The sequence below is a fragment of the Amycolatopsis sp. CFH S0740 genome (genome assembly GCF_004522315.1).
Lineage (GTDB): Bacteria > Actinomycetota > Actinomycetes > Mycobacteriales > Pseudonocardiaceae > Amycolatopsis > Amycolatopsis nivea.
In genome coordinates, this window is the sequence record NZ_SDLS01000020.1 from 113,855 (window position 1) to 132,433 (window position 18,579).

At 65.4% G+C, this 18,579-nt stretch carries 15 protein-coding genes and 1 pseudogene; 3 read left to right on the forward strand and 13 right to left on the reverse strand.

Going from position 1 to position 18,579, the window contains the following annotated elements; all coding sequences use genetic code 11:
- The first annotated feature begins 451 nt into the window (after positions 1-451).
- Complete coding sequence (locus EIZ45_RS29405; RefSeq protein ID WP_037817683.1) at positions 452-1,402, forward strand: flavin reductase; 951 nt, start codon at positions 452-454, stop codon at positions 1,400-1,402.
- A gap of 603 nt (positions 1,403-2,005) precedes the next feature.
- Positions 2,006-2,215, forward strand: a pseudogene (locus tag EIZ45_RS29410) (hypothetical protein); the annotation flags it as partial.
- A gap of 276 nt (positions 2,216-2,491) precedes the next feature.
- Here EIZ45_RS29410 and EIZ45_RS29415 read toward each other — a convergent pair.
- From EIZ45_RS29415 to EIZ45_RS29465, 11 genes are all read right to left on the reverse strand, one after another.
- On the reverse strand, positions 2,492-3,724 hold the full coding sequence (locus EIZ45_RS29415; RefSeq protein WP_101438506.1) for a bifunctional 3,4-dihydroxy-2-butanone-4-phosphate synthase/GTP cyclohydrolase II: 1,233 nt from the start codon (positions 3,722-3,724) through the stop codon (positions 2,492-2,494).
- A 539-nt stretch (positions 3,725-4,263) separates the two neighbouring features.
- Complete coding sequence (locus tag EIZ45_RS29420; protein WP_101438505.1) at positions 4,264-4,452, reverse strand: tautomerase family protein; 189 nt, start codon at positions 4,450-4,452, stop codon at positions 4,264-4,266.
- A gap of 114 nt (positions 4,453-4,566) precedes the next feature.
- Positions 4,567-5,871 (reverse strand): amidohydrolase family protein, encoded by a 1,305-nt coding sequence (locus tag EIZ45_RS29425; protein WP_020661392.1) that lies wholly within the window; start codon positions 5,869-5,871, stop codon positions 4,567-4,569.
- 42 nt (positions 5,872-5,913) lie between these two features.
- Complete coding sequence (locus EIZ45_RS29430) at positions 5,914-6,906, reverse strand: ribose-phosphate pyrophosphokinase (RefSeq protein WP_027927859.1); 993 nt, start codon at positions 6,904-6,906, stop codon at positions 5,914-5,916.
- A gap of 138 nt (positions 6,907-7,044) precedes the next feature.
- Complete coding sequence (locus tag EIZ45_RS29435; RefSeq protein ID WP_037817689.1) at positions 7,045-8,034, reverse strand: ribokinase; 990 nt, start codon at positions 8,032-8,034, stop codon at positions 7,045-7,047.
- Positions 8,031-8,828: a glutamine amidotransferase gene (locus tag EIZ45_RS29440; protein WP_037817691.1), complete on the reverse strand. Its 798-nt coding sequence runs from the start codon at positions 8,826-8,828 to the stop codon at positions 8,031-8,033. The genes EIZ45_RS29435 and EIZ45_RS29440 overlap by 4 nt, the downstream gene beginning before the upstream one ends.
- Positions 8,825-9,517, reverse strand: coding sequence for an HAD family phosphatase (locus tag EIZ45_RS29445; protein ID WP_199817982.1), 693 nt, complete (start codon positions 9,515-9,517; stop codon positions 8,825-8,827). The genes EIZ45_RS29440 and EIZ45_RS29445 overlap by 4 nt, the downstream gene beginning before the upstream one ends.
- A gap of 2 nt (positions 9,518-9,519) precedes the next feature.
- Positions 9,520-11,022, reverse strand: coding sequence for an aldehyde dehydrogenase (locus EIZ45_RS29450; protein ID WP_020661397.1), 1,503 nt, complete (start codon positions 11,020-11,022; stop codon positions 9,520-9,522).
- 150 nt (positions 11,023-11,172) lie between these two features.
- A complete protein-coding gene (locus tag EIZ45_RS29455; protein WP_020661398.1) occupies positions 11,173-11,580 on the reverse strand; it encodes an NIPSNAP family protein in 408 nt (135 codons plus the stop codon).
- A gap of 40 nt (positions 11,581-11,620) precedes the next feature.
- Complete coding sequence (locus EIZ45_RS29460; protein ID WP_027927861.1) at positions 11,621-12,715, reverse strand: LLM class flavin-dependent oxidoreductase; 1,095 nt, start codon at positions 12,713-12,715, stop codon at positions 11,621-11,623.
- Between the two features lie 141 nt (positions 12,716-12,856).
- A complete protein-coding gene (locus EIZ45_RS29465; protein WP_020661400.1) occupies positions 12,857-14,329 on the reverse strand; it encodes a nicotinate phosphoribosyltransferase in 1,473 nt (490 codons plus the stop codon).
- Positions 14,330-14,990: 661 nt separating this feature from the next.
- Here EIZ45_RS29465 and EIZ45_RS29470 point away from each other — a divergent pair.
- Positions 14,991-15,992 carry a LacI family DNA-binding transcriptional regulator gene (locus EIZ45_RS29470; protein WP_101438504.1) on the forward strand — a complete coding sequence of 334 codons (1,002 nt, stop codon included), beginning with the start codon at positions 14,991-14,993 and terminating at the stop codon, positions 15,990-15,992.
- Positions 15,993-16,162: 170 nt separating this feature from the next.
- On the opposite strand, the gene EIZ45_RS29475 is transcribed toward EIZ45_RS29470, so the two are convergent.
- Entirely contained in the window at positions 16,163-17,530 is a 1,368-nt protein-coding gene (locus tag EIZ45_RS29475; protein WP_101438503.1) for an aromatic acid/H+ symport family MFS transporter, read from the reverse strand.
- A 22-nt stretch (positions 17,531-17,552) separates the two neighbouring features.
- Complete coding sequence (locus tag EIZ45_RS29480) at positions 17,553-18,578, reverse strand: 2Fe-2S iron-sulfur cluster-binding protein (RefSeq protein ID WP_101438502.1); 1,026 nt, start codon at positions 18,576-18,578, stop codon at positions 17,553-17,555.
- Position 18,579: the final 1 nt, after the last annotated feature.

Sequence of the window (18,579 nt, forward strand, 5' to 3'; positions counted from 1 at the left end):
CAACGCGCCGCAACAGGCAACGGGGCACAGACCCGCCGGGTTCCCTTCACGCGCGACCGCGCCGGTTCGGGAGCCCGCACGCTAAAGCAACGCCCCCGCCCCACGTCGGCGGACAGCCGGCGCGCGGCGATCGTGGGACGGCAGAAGGATGCGGGCCCTGCCACGACTGCTCGCGGTCAAGAGCAGCCAGAACTGTATCGAATCGCTTCCACAGGTGCCCTGAAGCGCCGTATCGCACTTCTATCGCCAGAAATGACAAGATCGGAGAGGTCGTTGACACCGAAAGTAGAATCGATAATACTTTTGCCCCAGAGCGTACCTGCAGTCCATGCGCCCAGCGAGGCCCGCGGCCGAGTTCGCACACCCCGGGGGGACTCGGCAAAGTCGACCAGACCGAGCCGCAACCGTGGAGTCGTGTGCCTCTCGGTGCCAGAAGTGAGGATGAGAAGAGATGTCGGACTTCAAAGACCTGGTGCGTTCGGCCTGGGATGCAGCCTGGAACCGAGGCGACTCCGATGCCTTGGACGAGATCGTCCACGCCGACTACGAGTTGGAGAACGCCGGGCTGGGGAGCACCTCAGGGCTGGCCGAGCTCAAGCGCCAGGTTCACGACATGCGGATGTCCATCCCGGACCTGCAGACGACGGTGGACAGCATCGTCGTGGACGGCGACGACTTCGCGCTTTTCTGGTCGGCAACCGGTACGTTCATGAACGCGTTCGGCGACGTCCCTCCGACAAGGTCTGCGCTGCACGCCCGAGGCGCAGTACAGGGAACGCTCCGCGACGGCCGGATCATTCGCGAGCGCGTGACCTGGGATCCGTCGGTCGACATGCTGTCCGACCTCGGAGCACCTGGCCTGGGATCGGCGCTCGAAGCGTCCGCCGCGTTCACCGGCACGGGCGACGCGGACGAGATGCCCAGCATCGAGGATCTCAAGGAGTTCAACCGGAAGTTCGTCACCGGTGTGACCGTGGTGACGACCATGGACTCCGCAGATCGGCCCCGCGGACTGGCTGTCAGCGCTTACATGCCCATCTCGCTGGACCCGCCGCTGGTGGCCTTGTGCGTGCAGAAGACATCCTCGACCTACCCGTCGCTCTTCGAATCCAAGCACCTTGGCATCAACATCATCGCTAACACACAGCGTGCGGTCATCGACAGATTCGCGTCCAAATCGGACGACAAGTTCGCCGGGCTCGATTGGCACTCCGGGCCGGACAATTCCCCTCTGATCCGCGGGTCTGCCGCATCGATCGAGGCAGAGATCAAAGAACGCTTCCGCGCAAAAACGCATGTTCTGATCGTTGCGCAAGTCACCTACCTGGAAGTTTCCAGCTCGGATCCGATGGTCTACAAGGCTGCGAAGTTTTACGACGGGGCCACGCTGGAAGAGATGTAGCCGCACGAGGCCATGGCGTTGGTGACGCCTGCGCGAAGCTGGGTGGCTGGTTTCCCGCCGCGGTGCGCGCTCGAAGCCAGCTCCTCTCTGTCAAGTCCCGGCGTGTGTTGAAGGGGTAGGCAGGTTGTCGGGCGGCGGCAGATGACAGTGGCAAGCCGTCGTTTGAGGCAGCACATGGCTTCGCGGCGACCGTTGCCGTCTGCGCGCTTGCACTGGCATTGAGTTCACGCCGGGGCGTGGCTGAGTGCGATGAGATGCGGTGCGTGGTTGAGCTCCGGCCCCCGGTGCGGGATAGCCAGCGGCGTGTGACGTCGCCAGAGGAGAACTCAATGGGCGCGATGCCGCAGCAGGACGCAAAGGGATCGGGGTGGGGAACCGGTCGAGTGATCCGAAACGACTAATCATGCGGGCGGCCAGGACGGGACCGGCTCCGGGCAGCTGCAGCAACATCGGTTCAAGGTGCCCACGGCCCTCCGGTCGGCGAGCTGCCCAAGCGTCCACCGGGAAGATCCAGAAGTACCTGTTGCGACGCGTGGTCGCCGCCGGTTCGCTCCAGAGAATGCGGTGAGTGTGCTGCGGCCCTGAGCTATTCCGGTTCACTACTGGCATTTCACGGAGTGCTTCCAGCAGGCCAAGAACGCGGCCGGGCTGGATCGCTGCCAGGTCCGGTCCTGGCGGGCGTGGTCCGCGCACACCACCCTGCCCATGCTCGCGCGCGCCTGGCTGCCCACGACCAGAACCATCGCCGCAAAAGGGAATCGGTGTCCGCGATGCGGTGATCTGCTATCCAGCACGCGATCCGCCGACTCTTGATCAACCAGGTGCACCGGCAGGTTCCCGATCCCGAGTACGTCTGCTCATGGTCGTACTGGCAACGCCGATGCCAGCACTAAGCTCGCCTCAGTCACGGCAAACGACGAAGTCGCCCACCAGCTGAGTGCGGGTGCCGCATCAGGCGGCTGCACCGGCGACGTGGGGCCCGGGTCCACATTGGCGGCGGGGAACCCAGCATTCACCCGCGCTGCGCCCCGATGACGACAACACCCCTGACCGCGCACAGGACGTGCTCGCCCATATCGGCTCCTCGGGTCATTGGGCAACTCTGCCGTCGTCGAGGATCAGCTTCGGTTCGTGCCCCGCCCGATCCCGCTTGATCTCCAGGTAACGGATGTTCTCGGGGGTCGCCGACACCGGCACCTGACCGAGCACCTTCAGGCCGTAATCTTCGAGCCCCACGCGTTTGGCGGGATCGTTCGTCAGCAGGCGCACAGAACGGATTCCGAGGTCGCTGAGAATCTGCGCCTCGGTGCCGTGGTCGGCGGAGTCCGCGGGCAGGCCGAGCCCCAGATTGGCGTCGACGGTGTCCGCGCCCAGCTCCTCCAGCTGGTAGGCCTGCAGCTTGTGCAGCAGCCCCATCCCCGGTCCCCCATGGCCCCGCATGTACAGCACGACACCTCGGCCCTCCTGCGCGACGGCCGAGAGGGCGGCATCCAGCTGGGGACTGCAGTCGCAGCGCAGCGAACCGAAGACGTCACCCGTGAGGCACTCGGAATGCACGCGGACGAGCACGTCCTCGCCGTCGGACAAGTCGCCGCAGACGAATGCGATATGCGCACGCTCGTCGTGGACGGACGAATAGCCGATCGCGGTGAACTGCCCCGATGGCAAGGGAAGACGGGCCGAGGCAACGCGTTCAACCAGTTTCTCGACCCGCCACCGATAGGCGATCAGATCGGCGATCGAGATCATCCTCAGGTCGTGTTGTTCAGCGAAGCGCTGCAGCTCCGGGCCGCGGGCCATCTCGACCGGGTTGTCCTCACTGGTGATCTCGCACAACGCCGCCACCGGGGCAAGGCCCGCGAGCACCGCCAGGTCGACGGCCGCCTCGGTGTGCCCCTTCCGGCGCAACACCCCGCCGGGCCTGGCACGCAACGGGACGACGTGACCGGGCCGGCTGAAGTCGCCGCTGCTGGACGCCGGATCAGCCAGGCCGCGAATGGTTCTCGCCCGGTCGCGTGCCGAGATCCCCGTCGAGATCCCGTGCTTCGCGTCGACCGTGACCGCGTAGGCGGTTCCCCGCCGATCCTGGTTAGTGTTGACCATCGGCGGCAGGTCGAGCCGGTCCGCATCCTCGCTCGTCAGCGACACGCAAATGTATCCGGACGTGTGGCGGACGGTGAATGCGACCAGCTCGACGGTGGCGAACTGGGCGGCGAAGATCAGATCGCCTTCGTTCTCGCGGTCTTCATCGTCGACTACGATCACCGGTCGCCCAGCGGCGAAATCGGCTATGGCCGCCTCGACTGCAGCTGTTCCGTGCACGGTTTCCTTCTTCAGTGAGTCGACATATGCGCGACAGCGGGACATCGGCCCGCGACGCTGCTCAAGGCCAGTCAGGACTTGACCGCTCGCTGACGATGACACGGACATTCACATCACCAGCTCACGAAACTTGCTGCCGGGGAAGCCGGGAGTGAGACAACGTCGAGGTTTCGAACGTGCCCACTCGGAAAAGGACGAGTTCGTGATCCCGCCCGGCAGGACGCACCGATCATATGACCCTGTGTCCGGGCCAGAATAAAAAAGACCCAGCGGTCGCGACAGCGACAAGCTCTGAATGCGCGCTTGACCGGTATTCTCGAATCACACGAAGCTCCTGTCCGTACGGAGCGGTCCGCTCGAAGGAAGGCCGGTCGCCGGGTTCTGAACCGCGAAGGTGGTATCGGTCATCGTTGTCTCCAGATCACGGTCAGAGTCCGCGCACGGGCGCAGTGCTGGCCGACGTGCAGGTCGTCGGCCAGCACTCGCCGGTCCCAGGCCGTAGGCGCGGCCACAACTCCGTCAGCAGGGTCGGCGGTTGGTCAGCCCAGCAGCTTGCCGCGGTAGCCCCAGTGCGAGGGCTCGATATCGTGGAGGACGATGGCTGTGTCGTTGGCAGCCTCGTCCCCGAGTACCGAGCCGACTGCCTGCGTCAGCGCCTCGACCATCTTCGCGCTGAACGTCTCGTCGTCGAAACGACTCTTGAAGAACGATGCTTCGATGTGAGCCATTGTTTTCTTTCTCCTCTTCCGTTGTTACCACGTGCGAAAGTCGTCTGAGCCCGGCTGGGGCCGGCCCCACCGTTCGCTGGCGCCGTTCTCGGTGAGTTCGTGGTGGTTGTTCGGTCAGGAATCCTCGGCCCGAGTCGGGTGCTCCGCTTCCTGGAAGTCGAGCGCCTCCGATACGGCTCGCAGATACCCGCTGAGCTCACGCCCGGCCCGCACGACGTGCCTGATGTTGGAGGGCTGGGCCAGGCGGCCGATGTCGTTGAGCACGTTTCCCTCGACTACGACGACATCGCCGACGGCACCAGTCCGCAGTGAGCCAAGATCCGGTCGGTCCAACAGCGACGCCGCGTTCGTCGTAGCGGTGGTGATCGCTTCTTCTGCGGACATGCCGTGCCGCACGTACAGCTCGAGCTCGCGCGCGTGCGCGCCGAACGGACACAGCGTGCCCGAGGAGTCGGTGCCCATCGCCACCTTGACCCCGGCCTCGCGTGCCAGTGCGAACGACTTCAGCGTGCGGTCGTGTGCTTCGCTGAGGTCCGCCACTCCTTGGGCGGTCAGGCCCCGGAGTGTCCCCTCCCGTTGACACCAGTCGTTGAAGGACATGGTGGGGACGAGGAAGGTCCCGCGCTCAGCCATCTCGATCGCCATCTCCTCGTCGAGATACGAACCATGCTCGATGGAGTCGACACCTGCGGCAAGGCTGCGTCGAATGCCTTCGGCAGAGAGTGCGTGCGCTGCGACCCGCAGGTCCAGCTCGTGGGCAGTCTCGACGATGGCGGTCAGCTCGGCGATGCTGTAGTTGGGCCAGCTCGGCCGTTCGCCCTTCGACATCCCGCCGCTGGCCATCACCTTGATGAAGTCCGCACCAGCCCGGGCTTGGAGGCGCACGAGCTTGCGGCACTCCTCGATGCCGTCTGCCGTGTCCCACTGTTCTCGTGGCGTGTACGGCGGATAGAACAGATCGCCGTGACCGTTGGTCATGGTGATCCACCACGGAGCGACCACCAAACGAGGTCCGACCGCCAAGCCTTCATCGGTGAAATCGCGAAGCTCGGGCTCTCCGGCGCCGCGGTGCCCCATGACACGCAGCGTCGTGAATCCGGCGGCGAGCGCTCGGTGGGCGTTGCGCAGCCCGTGCAGCAGCTTGGCCGGCTTGCTCACCTGGCCGCGGAAGACATCGCTCGCAATTACGTGCTGGTGATCGGAATTGGTCGTCAGGTGGACGTGGGCGTCGATCAGGCCGGGCAGGACGGTGCAACCTGCAGCGTCAAGCCGGGGAGTCCCCGGGGGGACCCTGCCCTCTGCCCGCGGCCCTGCGTAGGCCACTGTGCCTGCTCGGATGTGCACGAGTCCGTCGCTGTGATGCTGGCCCGGCCCCGACCACACCAAGCCGCCTTCGATCGCGATGTCGCCAGCAGTCATCGCGAGCCCGGGAAGCACGCTGGATCTGACATTCTCATCCCCTTAGAAGGTGTGGTTCTTTCCGCCGAAGACAGCGCTCACGGAACCGTCGGTGAAGATGCTGCTGATCGAGTCCGCGAGCAGCGGGGCACAGGAAAGCACCTTGATCTTGTCAGGGGCACCTGCGCGGAGCGGGATCGTGTCGGTGACGACGACTTGCTCGAAAGGCGACGCAGCAAGACGTTCGTACGCACGCCCGCTGAAGACCCCGTGGGTCGCTGCGGCGAGCACTCGTCGAGCACCCGCGTGCTTGAGCGCCTCTCCTGCCGCGCACAACGTGCCGGCGGTGTCGATCATGTCGTCGATCACGATGGCGGTCTTCCCGCGGACATCGCCGATGACGGTGGTGATCTCGGCGACCTGCTGCTGGGGCCGCTCCTTGTCCAGGATGGCCAGGCCGGCCCCGATCTGCGTGGCGAACTGCTTGTTGAGCTTCACCCGACCCGAGTCCGGAGCGACGATCACCAGGTCGTCGTCGAGGCCGGCGAAGTAGTCACTGAGGATGCCCAACGCCGTCATGTGGTCGACCGGGATGCCGAAGAACCCCTGCAACTGGCCGGCGTGCAGGTCCATCGTCAGCACTCGGTCAACACCCGTCGCCTCAAGTGCGCGAGCCACCATGCGAGCCGAGATCGGCTCGCGCGGAGCTGACTTCTTGTCCTGCCGCGAGTAGCCATACCACGGAGTCACTGCGATCACGCGGTGCGCGCTCGCGCCGACGGCGGCGTCCACCATCACCAGGAGCTCCAGGAGCGAGTCGTTCGCATTGACGCCCGTCTCCGGGTTCGCGCACATCGGCTGAACGATGAAGACATCCGCGCCACGGATTGATTCTTCGAACCTGCTGTAGACCTCTCCGCTGGAGAACGTCTTCAGGGTCACCTTGCCGAGCTCGATCTCAAGAAGCTCAGCGATGGCACCCGCCAATGGCGCGTTGGACCGGCCGGAGAACACCATCAGCCGCCTGCCCCAATTAGCCTGCAACGACGCGTTCATGAGCTCACCACTCCGCCAGTGCGGATTACGGGCGCCCGAGGGCGCATCCGACCTTCCTCGGTCAGTGGTCAGATTCACGATGCAGAAGCCTTTCTACTTCGGTCCGAAAAATCGGAGACGCTGCGGGTTCGACCGCCGTTACGTGCCCGCGCGGCGCTCGGTGGTCGCCAAGACGGCGTCGATCGTCGCCGCACTCGGCATACCCGTGCGCGCGCCCGCCGACTCAACCGACAACGCCGCAGCAACCACTCCGCGCCGCGCCGCGCCGGCGACGTCCGTTCCCGCTGCCAAGCTGGCGGCAAACACGCCGTTGAAGGTGTCCCCAGCGCCGGTGGTATCGACCACTCGACGTGCCGGCCAAGCCGGGATCCGGGTGCTGACTCCGTCAGCACCGCACAACAGCACCCCGTCGGCACCCAGTGTGACTACCACCGGCGCTCTCGTATGCGATGCCACCGCGGCCGCCATCTTCTCCGCCGGCGGGTCTCCGGGCTCACCGAGCAGCTGGTAGAGGTCTCGCAGCTCGCCTTGGTTCGGGGTGATGATCGGGGCGAGCTTGAGGAGCTCTTGGATGCCGGGGGCGACAGGCGCCGGGTTGAGCACACACAGCCACCCCTGCGCGGTGGCGGCTTCGACCGCTTCGACGACTGCCGCGGCGGAGATCTCCGTACTCACCAGAACACACCCTGGCCACCCGCTCGCTCGCTCGATCGCGGCCCTCACGTCCCGAGCGCCCACCACCGCATTTGCACCGGCGGCTACGGCGATCTGGTTCTCCCCGAAGGGATCCACGACAATGAGCGCAGCTCCAGTAGCGGACCCCTCCTTGATCACGACATCGCTGACGTCGATCCCTTCGGCTCGCAGCTCGGCCAACGCAGCCACTCCGAACTCGTCAGGCCCGACGGCGCCGACGTAGCGGACGTCGGTGCCTGAGCGCACCGCCGCGACAGCGGCGTTGCCGCCCTTCCCTCCGCCGTGACGCTGCAAGTCCGCCCCCACCACGGTCTCCCCTGGTCCGGGAAGCCTGGAGGCGGCGACGACCATGTCGACGTTCAGCGCCCCGACGACGAGGAGGCGCCCGCCCCTGCCTGATCCGGCCGACCGCGCACCGTCGCTCAAGCTCACGACACCTTTTCCCCGAGCGCCGGCGCTTTTTGCGCCTGCGCGGTCCACGAGACAATCGCCGTCCACATCTCGCCGTAGTGCGGCCAGTCCAGGAACTCCTGAGGTGCCCAGTGCGGGGCGAGATCGGAGGCAAACGCCGCGGTCCTGCCGTCACCGTGCTGGCCCACGACCAACATCGGGTCCTCGCCCACCCGCGCCACGACGGTGGCGTCCGGCTTCGCGATGAGTTTGTTGTAGCCGAGAAGGTGGGGCCATTCCGGAGGCGTGCCGCCCAGGACCGGGTGATCAGGCTGGCAGACCTCCACCTCGACCCCCTCCGACCTCTCGACACGGTCGTCGTACGGGAGCATGGCTACGGGCAGCGGATCGGCGAGCGGGCTCATGCCGAAGCGGCCCTTGCCATCGATTCCGGTGAAGGAAAGATACCCCCCGACCATGACGAGCCCGCCACCTCGCTTGACGTAATCCGCAACCAGGCCAAGCCGGTTTGGCGACCTCTCCGATCGCAGGAAACTCTCGTCCGGCAGCAGGAAGGAGTTGGATCCGATGTCAGAGATGACGATTACGTCGAACTCGTCGATTTCCTCCGGCGAGCGGGGGAACCGCAAGGTGATCTCGTGGCCGCGGACGTAGGTGACGTCGAACCCAGCGTCATTCAGGCAGCCGAGGAAGAAGCCCGCGCCCTCCTCGTACTCGGTCGAGTGGAACTGGTCGAAGCCCTTCATGTGGATCGTGTGTTTCACCCACGACTCCCCCACGAACAGAACCCTGAGCGGCGACCCGATGGTGCTCATGAACTGGAACTCCCTTGCGCGAACTGGTTTCTGGTTGATGCGGCTTTGAGCTGGCGACCCAGCGCATGCGCCTCGCGGATGTCGATCCCGAGGTAGGTCTTCGCGGCCAGGGGCGCCAAGACGGGCGACGGGTTCACCGCGACCGAGTGCGGGAACGTCGTGAACAGCTCCACGTCGCTGGATGAGTCCCCGTAGACCACACACTCGTCGGCGGTCAGGTTGCGAGCAGCGAGAGCCGACTGGGTGATTGCCACCTTCGCCTCTGGCATCAGCGTCGCTGAGTTCTCCAGCGGGCTGCCCAACTCGACGGCCGAGCCGTAGGTCTCGTTGACGCCCCAAAGCTCCAGCCTGCGGACGAAGAACGTCGGCGACTGGGAAATCACGATCACGTCCTCGCCGTGAGATCGAATGCTCTCGAAGGTTTCGGCGACACCGTCCATCCAGGGCGAGCTCTGAAAGGCATCGTCGAAGTCGGCAGGGGATGCGTCCTTGCAGATGTCGAGGAGCTTCGACCAGAAGTCGGTGTCGGAGATCGTCCCCTCGCCCCATGCCCTCTCGATTTCCTGCCCGGCCTCGAGTTGGCCCATCTGGCGAGCCAGCTCGATCGTGGCGGTGCTCCTCAGGAGGGTGCCGTCCATGTCGAAGACATGGAGGCAGCCCACCTTGCTGGCCTCAGCGGATGTGTTCACCTTCAGGGCCGCCCTTCGGGCGAGGAGGAGAACCGCGGCTTCTGATCGAGTACGACGGTCTTGTTCTCGAGGTACGGCAGAAGGCCGGCTACGCCGCCCTCTCGGCCGACACCCGACTGCTTGAAGCCGCCGAAGCCGATCCCGAAGTCTGCCCGGTTGCCGTTCTGCCCCACTGTCCCTGCGCGCAGGCGCCTGGCCACCTCGCGAGCACGGTCCGCGTCGTTGGTGAACACCGAAGCGTTGAGACCGAACACAGAGTCATTGGCGATCCGGATCGCGTCTTCCTCGTCAGCAGCGGCGATGACGGAGATCACTGGCCCGAAGATCTCCTCTTGGGCGATCCGGGAGGAGTTGTTCACATTCCCGAAAACGGTCGGCTCAATGAACCAGCCCCGGTCGAGGTCCTTGGGGCGGTTACCGCCGAACGCCAGAGTGGCCCCTTCGTCCTTGCCGATCTGGACATAACCCTCGACGCGCTCACGCTGTCGGCGAGAGGCCAGCGGCCCCATCTGGACGCTGGGGTCGAACGGGTTCCCCACCTTGACCCGAGAGAACCGCTCGGCGAGCGCCTCGAGCATCTCGTCGTGCCGATGGCGCGCCACGATCACCCGAGTCAGCGATGCACAGATCTGGCCGGAAACAAAGCACGCGCCCCCGGTCAGGCTGTCGGCCGCCGCGGCAATGTCCATGTCGTCGAGGACGACCGCCGCCGATTTGCCTCCCAGCTCGAGGGTGTACCGCCCGATGCGCTCGGCCAAGATCCCCGCGATCCTCTTCCCCACCGCCGTAGACCCGGTGAAGGTGATCTTGTCCACGCGGTGATCGGTCACCAGCGCTTCAGAGGCATCCCTGTCGGCGGTGAGCACGTTAACCACGCCGCGGGGGAGGCCGACCTGTTCAGCGATCTCCGCGATGACATACGCGGCTCCCGGTGCCTCCGGTGACGCCTTGACGATCACCGTGCACCCGGCGAGCAGCGCGGGTGCCAGCTTCCAGGCGGCCAGGTGCATCGGGGTGTTCCACGGAATGATCGCCCCCACGACGCCTACGGGCTCCCCGACGATCATCCCGAAGCCTTCGCCCGAGCTGGTGGGCACCTCTTGCTCGAACGGATACCGATCGGCGAGATCCGCGTAGTAGTCGAACGCCCCAGGGACCTCCTGCAGGACGGCCGGCACAATGCCGGCGATGACCCCCGTCTCTCGGGGCCACAACTGGACCAGGTCATCGGAGCGTTTGGCTGCGGCCTGAGCGATGGCGCGAAGGAACTCCGCCCGCCGGCTCGGCGGCATCCGTGGCCACGGGCCGTCGTCGAAGGCCCGGCGTGCCGCTCCCACCGCCCGCGCGACATCCGCCGCTTCGGCCTCAGCGACACTGAAAAACCGCTCCTCCGTCGCCGCTTCGATCACGTCGATCGTGTGGGTCGTCGAAGGATCGACCCACTGCCCGTCAATGTAGAACTGCCCCGGATTCGAGATCGGCGCGCTGGGCGTCTTGATTGTCATCGGAATGCTTCGCCTCCAACTGGTCGGCTACCGCAGAGCTGGTGGTTGTCGTCAATTGCCGACCCGGCACTTCATCGGATCGCGCCCAGTCGGCGATGGGCGCGAGGCCGGTGGCCAAGGAACTGGACGCGGTGGACCAGCGACTCGCCGTCACACAGCGTGATCCAAAACCCCCTCGAAGGGCGTGGATTCGATTACCCGCCGACGGATGGCCTGGTACAGCGGACCGTTCTCCTCACGACTGGCCAACGCTGATGCCCAATCAGGGTCCGCAAGGAACGTGCCCCATTTGCGCTCCAGCTCAGCAAGGTCGGAGAACCGCATCGTGTAGACGACCTCATTGAAAGAGTTGTCGCCGATGGTGGTGCAACCCACCTGCGTCATCTCCATCCCGTGCTTCCTGAACAGCGGCACCACCACTGACGTGAACAGGTCGACGACATCTCGGAAACGACCTGCCGCCGGGATATACTCGCGAACCTCGTAAATCACCTTGTTGACCTCCTCTGCGGTCTTCGCCTTCTGAGCCCTCACGGCAATCGACGGGTGGACGTCCACGGCTGGTATCGCTCAGGCGCACTTGGAGACGCGAAGGGTGCTAGTCCGCGAACGCGGGAAAGACCTCTTCAGCCATCATCTTCATGTTCTTGACGATCGCGTCGGTGGGCTGACCGACCGCGATGAGGCACGCCAAGTGGTCCACTCCAAGCTTCTCGTAGGACTTGAACCGCTCGATCATGCGATCCGGCGTGGTCAACACCGGGTCGGCGTACTTATCCAGCAGGTTGTCCCTGGAGAAGGAATGCTGCTCAGGTGTCATATTCCCGCGGTGCACATAGTCTCGGCTCTCGCCGACATTGCGGGTGGCGAGCCGCTCTTCCTTGGTGTCGACCGTGCCGGGACCCTTGACCAGGGCCATGTAGTAGTTGTATTCGTTCACGACGTCGTCGAAGTACTCCAACGCCTCTTCCTCGGTACGACCGACCCAGGTGTGGCGGAGCACCATGACCTCACCGCGAGGATTCCCGGTCTTTTCGATCTCGTCGTTGTAGCTCCCGATGAGCTCCTCAAGGTCGCCGTAGGGCTCGAAGTTGCCGTAGTTCGGCGCCGTGATCAGATTCAGGCCCTGCTGAGCGACCCGGCGAACACCTTCGTTGCTCTGCGATGCGACCCAGATGTCAGGATGCGGCTTCGTCGCCGGCTTCGGGACCAGGGTCGTCGGCGGGAATGAATAGAACTGGCCGTCATGGGACACGTCGTCTTCAGCGAAGAGCCGACGGACGATCTCCAGCCCTTCTTCGTACATTGCCCGCTGGTTCTCCGGCTTCACCCCGAGCCGATCGAGTTGGAACCTGCTCCCGCCGCGTGCCACGCCGATCCCGATCCGACCTGGCGCGAGATGATCCAGCAGGCTCATCTCGGAAGCGACCAGGAGCGGGTTGTAAGCCGGCAGGACGACCACACCCGGGACGATCCGCAGCCGCTTGGTCCGCTGAGCCACGACCGTCGCGAACATCATCGCCGAGGGATTGGCTACGTAGTTCTGGAACTGGTTCTCGTTGATCGTGATCCCCTCGAAGCCGAACTCCTCAGCGGCATCGACGATCCTGAGCATGCTGTCCAAAACCTCGGACCAGGGCCGGGTCGTGTCCGGATAAAAGAACGGCGCCGTAACCCAGAACTTCATTGCCATCGTGTTTTCCTCAACTCTTGTTCGCTGACTTCCAAGGGGACCGCAGGACCAACCCCCGAGGCTCTCGGCGCGGCAGTCCACGCCATCGGGAAAGACCACGATGCCGTGGACTGCTTCATGAATGCCTCGCGGGTGAGTGATTCAGCTGACGGCCGCGCCGTCGGGTGCCGGTGCGGATCCGGTGACCATCGGCGCGAGGTAATCGCCGTACCATTCCTGCGGCACTGGTGCCTCACTGGCAGCGATCAGCTCAGAGAAGTCCCACTTCTTCAGCAGCTTTCCGTTGCGGAAGACGGGCTTGAGCAGGTTCTGCTCAGGGCTGACCGAGTCGCGCGGCACGGTCTTGTACTCACCGTCCTCCAGAACGAGGGCGAGCCGCCCGGCCTTGGACCTCTTGAAGCTGGCTCCGGTGGGCTGCTTGGAGATATCGCGCCACTCACCGTTGACGCACACGGCGTTTGCCTTCTGCGCGAAGTTGTTGGTGTCGCGGTTGACGTGCTGGAGGAGGCCGCCGCCCATGCCGAAGACGGCGTTGTCTGCCGCCAGGCCGCGGCGCTCCATCTCGATGAGGACCGCCCTGAGGCTCTCGCCGGTCACGCCGTCGCCCTGCACCACTCGGATGAACGGAGGGAGGATCTTGAAGCCCTTGCTGTTGACTTCGTAGCCGAAGGCGTCCATGAGCCACTCGGTGGTGTCGGAGGTGACCTGGACGACGTCGCCGGAGTCGGGGCGCGCGCCCACCAGGCCGGGGAAGTTCTGGATCAATTCCTTCAGCTCGCCGCCGAGGATCTTCTTGACGCAGTGCTCGTGGTCGTAGGTGTCGGTCAAGACCAGCGCGAAGCCGTTGTCACGGTAGGTCTCGAGCATGTTCCGGATGGCGTCGACCTCGAAGTCTCGCCCCCAGGCGGTGAAGCCGGCGTGCTCGGAGTTGGGGCCGGAGTTCGATGGAGCCACGGCGTTGTACCAGCGCTTGGCGGCGAGGATGCCCGGGGTGGTGTCGCTCTGGCTGAAGTTCACCAAGTGCGCCATGCCACCCAGCGCGGCGGACTGCTGCGAGCTGACGCCCCGTGCGCCGTAGTCGTGAAGCATGTGCCGGAGCGCTCCCTCGTTGTCGGAAGTACGTTCCAGGGCGGTGCGGATCACCTGCTTGCACAGCCAGCTCAGGGTGCCGATCGTGGTCGGGTACCACACCGCCCTCAGCAGGGCGGTCTCGAAGAAGCTGGTCACCCAGTGATACTTCGGGTCAGTGTTGATGAGCTGCACGAGCACGTTGTTGCTGGGCAGCACGGTGCCCTCGGGGATCGCCTCGATCTCGACGGGCAGATAGCCGCCGTGGTCGTTGATGATGCCCATCCAGTTGTCGCGGTTGAAGTGCATCCCCTGCTCGCGCATGAGGTACTCGGCCTCATCGACATCCTCAAGCGTCACGGGGCGCATCAGGTAATCCCGGATGAAGGCTTGGAGGCCGACGAACATCGTGACGGGGAACTCGCCGCCGCGGGACTCGATGTACGACGAGATGTACTCGGTGCCCGGCGGGTACAGCGAGTAGTGGCAATGCTTGTAGTTGTCGGTGTTGACGATGATGTTGTCGAACTGCTCGCCCAGGGACATCTTTGTCCTTCCTCTCGGTCGCCCCGCGACTGGAGTAGTCACCAGCAGTCGCCGGCAGGCCATTAACGATTCTACACAGGTGCCGAAGCATGCGGTCTGCGACCACGACTTTCGCTGCTCAGTATCGTTGACCCAGCGGGTAGAAACCTTTCTAGCGACCGGACTGTATCAGCGGCAGATCGGCTCTGTAAACGGTGAGTTTCGATCGGCCGGAGGGAACCAGGCCCGGGAGGACCCGAGCGGCCCGGCCAGGGGTACCTGACGGCGGTCGAGCTCTCGATCGAACTCGAAGATGTCGTGACCGTAGAGGTCGGAGATTCCGGTGCCACCACCCCCTACCGCGGATCACTGCTCGGCCGTCACTGGCCGCGCCCCCTCGTGTCCGGCGGGCTTGCGGCTCCAGGCCGCCTCAGCGGCCAGCGCCCGAACCGGGGCGCGGAGCGGCGATGCGCAGCGGCCGACAGACCCGCGCCACCCGCGACATCGGGGACGCTGCGCCACTCGCGGCCAGCCTAGTCCAGCAGTAGTTCTGGAAACCGTTCTATCTCTGAGCTGGAATCAGCTATGGTTACCCTTCGCGACGTGAACGAAGAGCCGCATGAGGACACGTGGGGGTGACTTGACCCGAAACTCGGGAGCCATGCCGACGCGCAGGCCCACGATGAAGGAGGTTGCTGAGCGGGCAGGAGTCGCTATCAGCACGGTAAGTTACGTGCTCAACGACAGCGGGCCCGTCGCGGCCGACCGGCGTGCGCGGGTGCTGGAGGCTGTCCGCGCGCTGGGCTATTTGCCCAACGAGTCTGCTCGCAACCTCAAGAGACACAGCGTGGCCACCGTCGGCCTCGTCGTCCCCGACCTGGTGAACCAGTACTTCGCGCTGATCGCCGAGGGAGTGGAACAAGCCGCGTCCGAGAAGGACGTCTTGGTGGTGTTCTGCACACCGGAAGCGACCGGTGGCAGCGAGTCCTGGAACAGCAGACTGCTGCGCAGTCAGCGCCTCGACGGGCTCATCTACCTCTCCGGGTCAGAGACGCGAATGGAGGCTCTGGTCGAGCTGACCCAGGTCGGCCCTGTCGTCCTCGTCGACGAAAAGCTCCCCGGATTCAACCTGCCGTCCGTGGTCTCGCAGAACCGTCGGGGCGCGAGGGAGATCGCCACCCATCTCACCTCGCTCGGGCACGAGCGCCTGGCCATCCTTGGCGGTCCGCTCGAGCTCTGGACGGCCGAACAGCGCCTCTCGGGCTACCGAGAGGCCATCGCCGCCGCCGGATTGGATCCCGATGGCATCCCCGTGCTCGTAGGTGACTACAAGATGTCGTCGGGCGAGCAGTTGGCCGCCGCGATCCTGAGCCGCCCGGCGGACGATCGGCCCACTGCTTTACTCTGCGCGAACGACCTCATGGCAATTGGGGCTCTGACCTACTGTCGCCGCGCTGGCCTGCGGGTGCCGGAGGACGTCTCGGTGGTCGGATTCGATGACCTGCCGTTCGCTTCCCTCCTGACGCCAGCTCTCACCACCGTCCGGCAGCCCGCTCGGGAGATGGGCATCCAGGCCGTCAAGCTGCTGCTCGGCATGGTCGACGGCACCGATCCGACCCCTCCCCCTCCGTCGCCGGTAACTCTGAAGATCCGGGAGTCGACAGGTCCCGTCTCCGTCCACTGACGAGCGTAAAAGCATCGATGCTCAGAGGTACGTGCCCCTAGAGCTGCCCGGCAAGGTTGTGGACTCGGCATCTGACACCCGGGGTGAGCCGGGACCGGCTGTACGTCGCCGCTTCCTGGCCAAGCGTTCACGACACCGGGCCAGGAAGCGTGCGAGACGAGCCGCCAGGATCAGGTGCGCGTGGATTTCTTCGCACGCAAGCCGAGGTAGAGCACGATCAACCCGCAGAACGCGGACGGAATTGCCAGGGTGAGGAACAACTGCTGATGACTCCATCCGGCGGACAGCATGCCGCCCACGATCAGCGGGCCGAGGATGCCTCCGACCCGGCCGATCCCCAGTGCCCACCCGACACCGGTGGACCGCACTTCTTCGGGGTAGAAGACGGCGGCGAGCGCGATCACGCTCTTCTGTCCACCTGAGACCGAACAGCCGATCAGGAAGATGGCGACGAGGACGAGCCACGCCGGTGCGCCGAGTACCGCGCTCATCAGTGCCAGGAAACCGCAGCCGGACAGGTAGAGCGTGGCGAGCGCGCCATACGCGCCGAGCCGGTCCATCGCGGGGCCGACCAGGAACGCGATCGCGATGCCGCCGATCGTGGTCATCGAGGAAGCGGTGGCCAGGGTGCCCGCCGAGTATCCGCGTTCGTGCAGAACGGTGGGCATCCAGCTCTGCAGGCCGTAGAACATCGCCAAATTGACGGCGAAGACGACCCACAACAGGACTGTGCCGAACAGCTGCCGACCAGAGAGGAGTTCGGACAGTTTGACTCGCTTGCGCGGGTCGGCGCTCGCCGCCTCGATCCGCACGGCGGTCGTATCCGGCAGCCGCCGGTCGATCCGCCGGCACAGGGCGTATGCCTTGGCGGTCTCGCCGCGGCGCACGTGAAAAGCCAGCGATTCCGGCAGCCGCCAGGTCAGCAAGCCCAGCAGAATGAGCGGCAGGATCGCTCCGGCGAGGAAGACCGAGCGCCAGCCGTGCATCGGGATGAGCCAGTCGGCGGCGTAATTGGCAGCCACGAATCCCAAAGAGAATCCACAGTAGATCGCCAGTACGAAACTGGCCCGGGCCCGTTTCGGGCTGTACTCGGCGGTGAGCGCGATCGTGCTCGGGGTTGCCATGCCGAGTCCGATGCCGGTGACGAGCCGGAGCACCAGGAGCTGATCGGGGTTGCGCACCCAGACCGAGAGCAGCGTGGACAGCGAGAAGACCGCCACCCCGGCGAGGACGAGCCGTTTGTGGCCGAACTTGTCCGACAGCGGAGCGAGCAGCAGATAGCCGATCATCAGGCCGACCAGCGCAGCGGAGAAGATCGTGCTCATCGTGCCGGTGGAAATACCCCAGTCTCGGGTGATGGCGGGGGCCATGTAATTGATCGCCTGGGTGTCGAACCCGTCGAGCAGCATGACCAGTCCGCACAGCAGCGCAACGGCGAACTGGAAGCGGCCCGGGCGGCGTTCGTCGATCAAGGCCGGGAGGCGCAACAGTCCCGGCGGCCCGGCGGCGGTGGCGGGAGGCGAAGTGTATTCGGGCATGGGAACTCCAGGTGCGAGAGGATCAGCCGACGGGGTACGGCACGGGCACGGCGGAGACGAACGCGTCGGAGTGGAACCGCTCGGGAGGAATGCCTCGCGCACGGCCCAGCTCCTCCGCAGCGGAACGGGTCATGGATTCACTGCCACAGGCGTAGACCTGGTGGCCGCCGAGGTCCGCGTGGTCGGCGATGACGACCTGCTGGACCCAGCCGGTGGCGCCTTCCCAGCCAGGGTGCGGCCGGGAGAGCACGGGCGTGAAACTCAGCCAGTCAAAACGGCCGGCCCAGGCTTGAAGGGTGGAGAACTGGTACAGGTCCTCGACAGTGCGTGCGCCCCAGTACAGGTGGACGGGACGGGTCAGTCGGCGCGCGATGTGGTCTAGGATGATGGACCGCATCGGCGCGAATCCAGTGCCGGTCGCCAGCAGCAGGATCGGGGAGCCGGCCTGGTCCGCCCCTTCGGCGGGGTCTTCGACGAAGAACTCGCCGAAGGGGGCTTCGATCTCTACGGTGTCGTGGAATTCCAGCTGCTGCAGGATCCTCGCGGAGAACGCTCCGCCGGGCTCGTGGCGCACGTGCAGCTGGGCGAGGTCATTGTGCTGGGGAGAGTTGGCCAGCGAATAGGATCTGGTGTCGCCGTCGTCCAGGATGACGTTGAGGAACTGGCCGGCGCGGAACGGCGTGCGCCGGCCGATCGGGTAACGCAGGTCGAGAATCGTGACGCTGGGCGCGACCTGGCGCCGGCGGTAGACGGTGGTGGTGAGCTTCTTGCGCACCGGAGGCGTGCGTGCCTCGATGCGGCGAGGGGCGATCTCCACGTCGCCGATCGGGCGCGCTCGGCATAGCCGGACTTCCGCAGGACCGCACGCTCGGCCGCTGCCGGGTATTTCCGCCTCTCCAGCCGTCAAGGTGCCGACGCAGGTGTCGCATACGCCTTTGCGGCAGGAGTAAGGGATTGCCCACCCCGCGGCCTCTGCCGCGTCGAGCACATTCTGTTCGGGCGCGCAGTCGAAGGTGATAGCGGTGTCTTTGACGCTGATGGCGGTCATC

What these genes read in the sequence shown, in the direction of transcription:
- EIZ45_RS29480 (WP_101438502.1), bottom strand. Translation starts at nt 18,578, where the DNA reads ATGACCGCCATCAGCGTCAAAGACACCGCTATCACCTTCGACTGCGCG.
- EIZ45_RS29470 (WP_101438504.1), top strand. Translation starts at nt 14,991, where the DNA reads ATGAAGGAGGTTGCTGAGCGGGCAGGAGTCGCTATCAGCACGGTAAGT.
- EIZ45_RS29440 (WP_037817691.1), bottom strand. Translation starts at nt 8,828, where the DNA reads ATGAGCACCATCGGGTCGCCGCTCAGGGTTCTGTTCGTGGGGGAGTCG.
- EIZ45_RS29460 (WP_027927861.1), bottom strand. Translation starts at nt 12,715, where the DNA reads ATGGCAATGAAGTTCTGGGTTACGGCGCCGTTCTTTTATCCGGACACG.
- EIZ45_RS29450 (WP_020661397.1), bottom strand. Translation starts at nt 11,022, where the DNA reads ATGACAATCAAGACGCCCAGCGCGCCGATCTCGAATCCGGGGCAGTTC.
- EIZ45_RS29475 (WP_101438503.1), bottom strand. Translation starts at nt 17,530, where the DNA reads ATGCCCGAATACACTTCGCCTCCCGCCACCGCCGCCGGGCCGCCGGGA.
- EIZ45_RS29420 (WP_101438505.1), bottom strand. Translation starts at nt 4,452, where the DNA reads ATGGCTCACATCGAAGCATCGTTCTTCAAGAGTCGTTTCGACGACGAG.
- EIZ45_RS29405 (WP_037817683.1), top strand. Translation starts at nt 452, where the DNA reads ATGTCGGACTTCAAAGACCTGGTGCGTTCGGCCTGGGATGCAGCCTGG.
- EIZ45_RS29430 (WP_027927859.1), bottom strand. Translation starts at nt 6,906, where the DNA reads ATGAACGCGTCGTTGCAGGCTAATTGGGGCAGGCGGCTGATGGTGTTC.
- EIZ45_RS29425 (WP_020661392.1), bottom strand. Translation starts at nt 5,871, where the DNA reads ATGACTGCTGGCGACATCGCGATCGAAGGCGGCTTGGTGTGGTCGGGG.
- EIZ45_RS29465 (WP_020661400.1), bottom strand. Translation starts at nt 14,329, where the DNA reads ATGTCCCTGGGCGAGCAGTTCGACAACATCATCGTCAACACCGACAAC.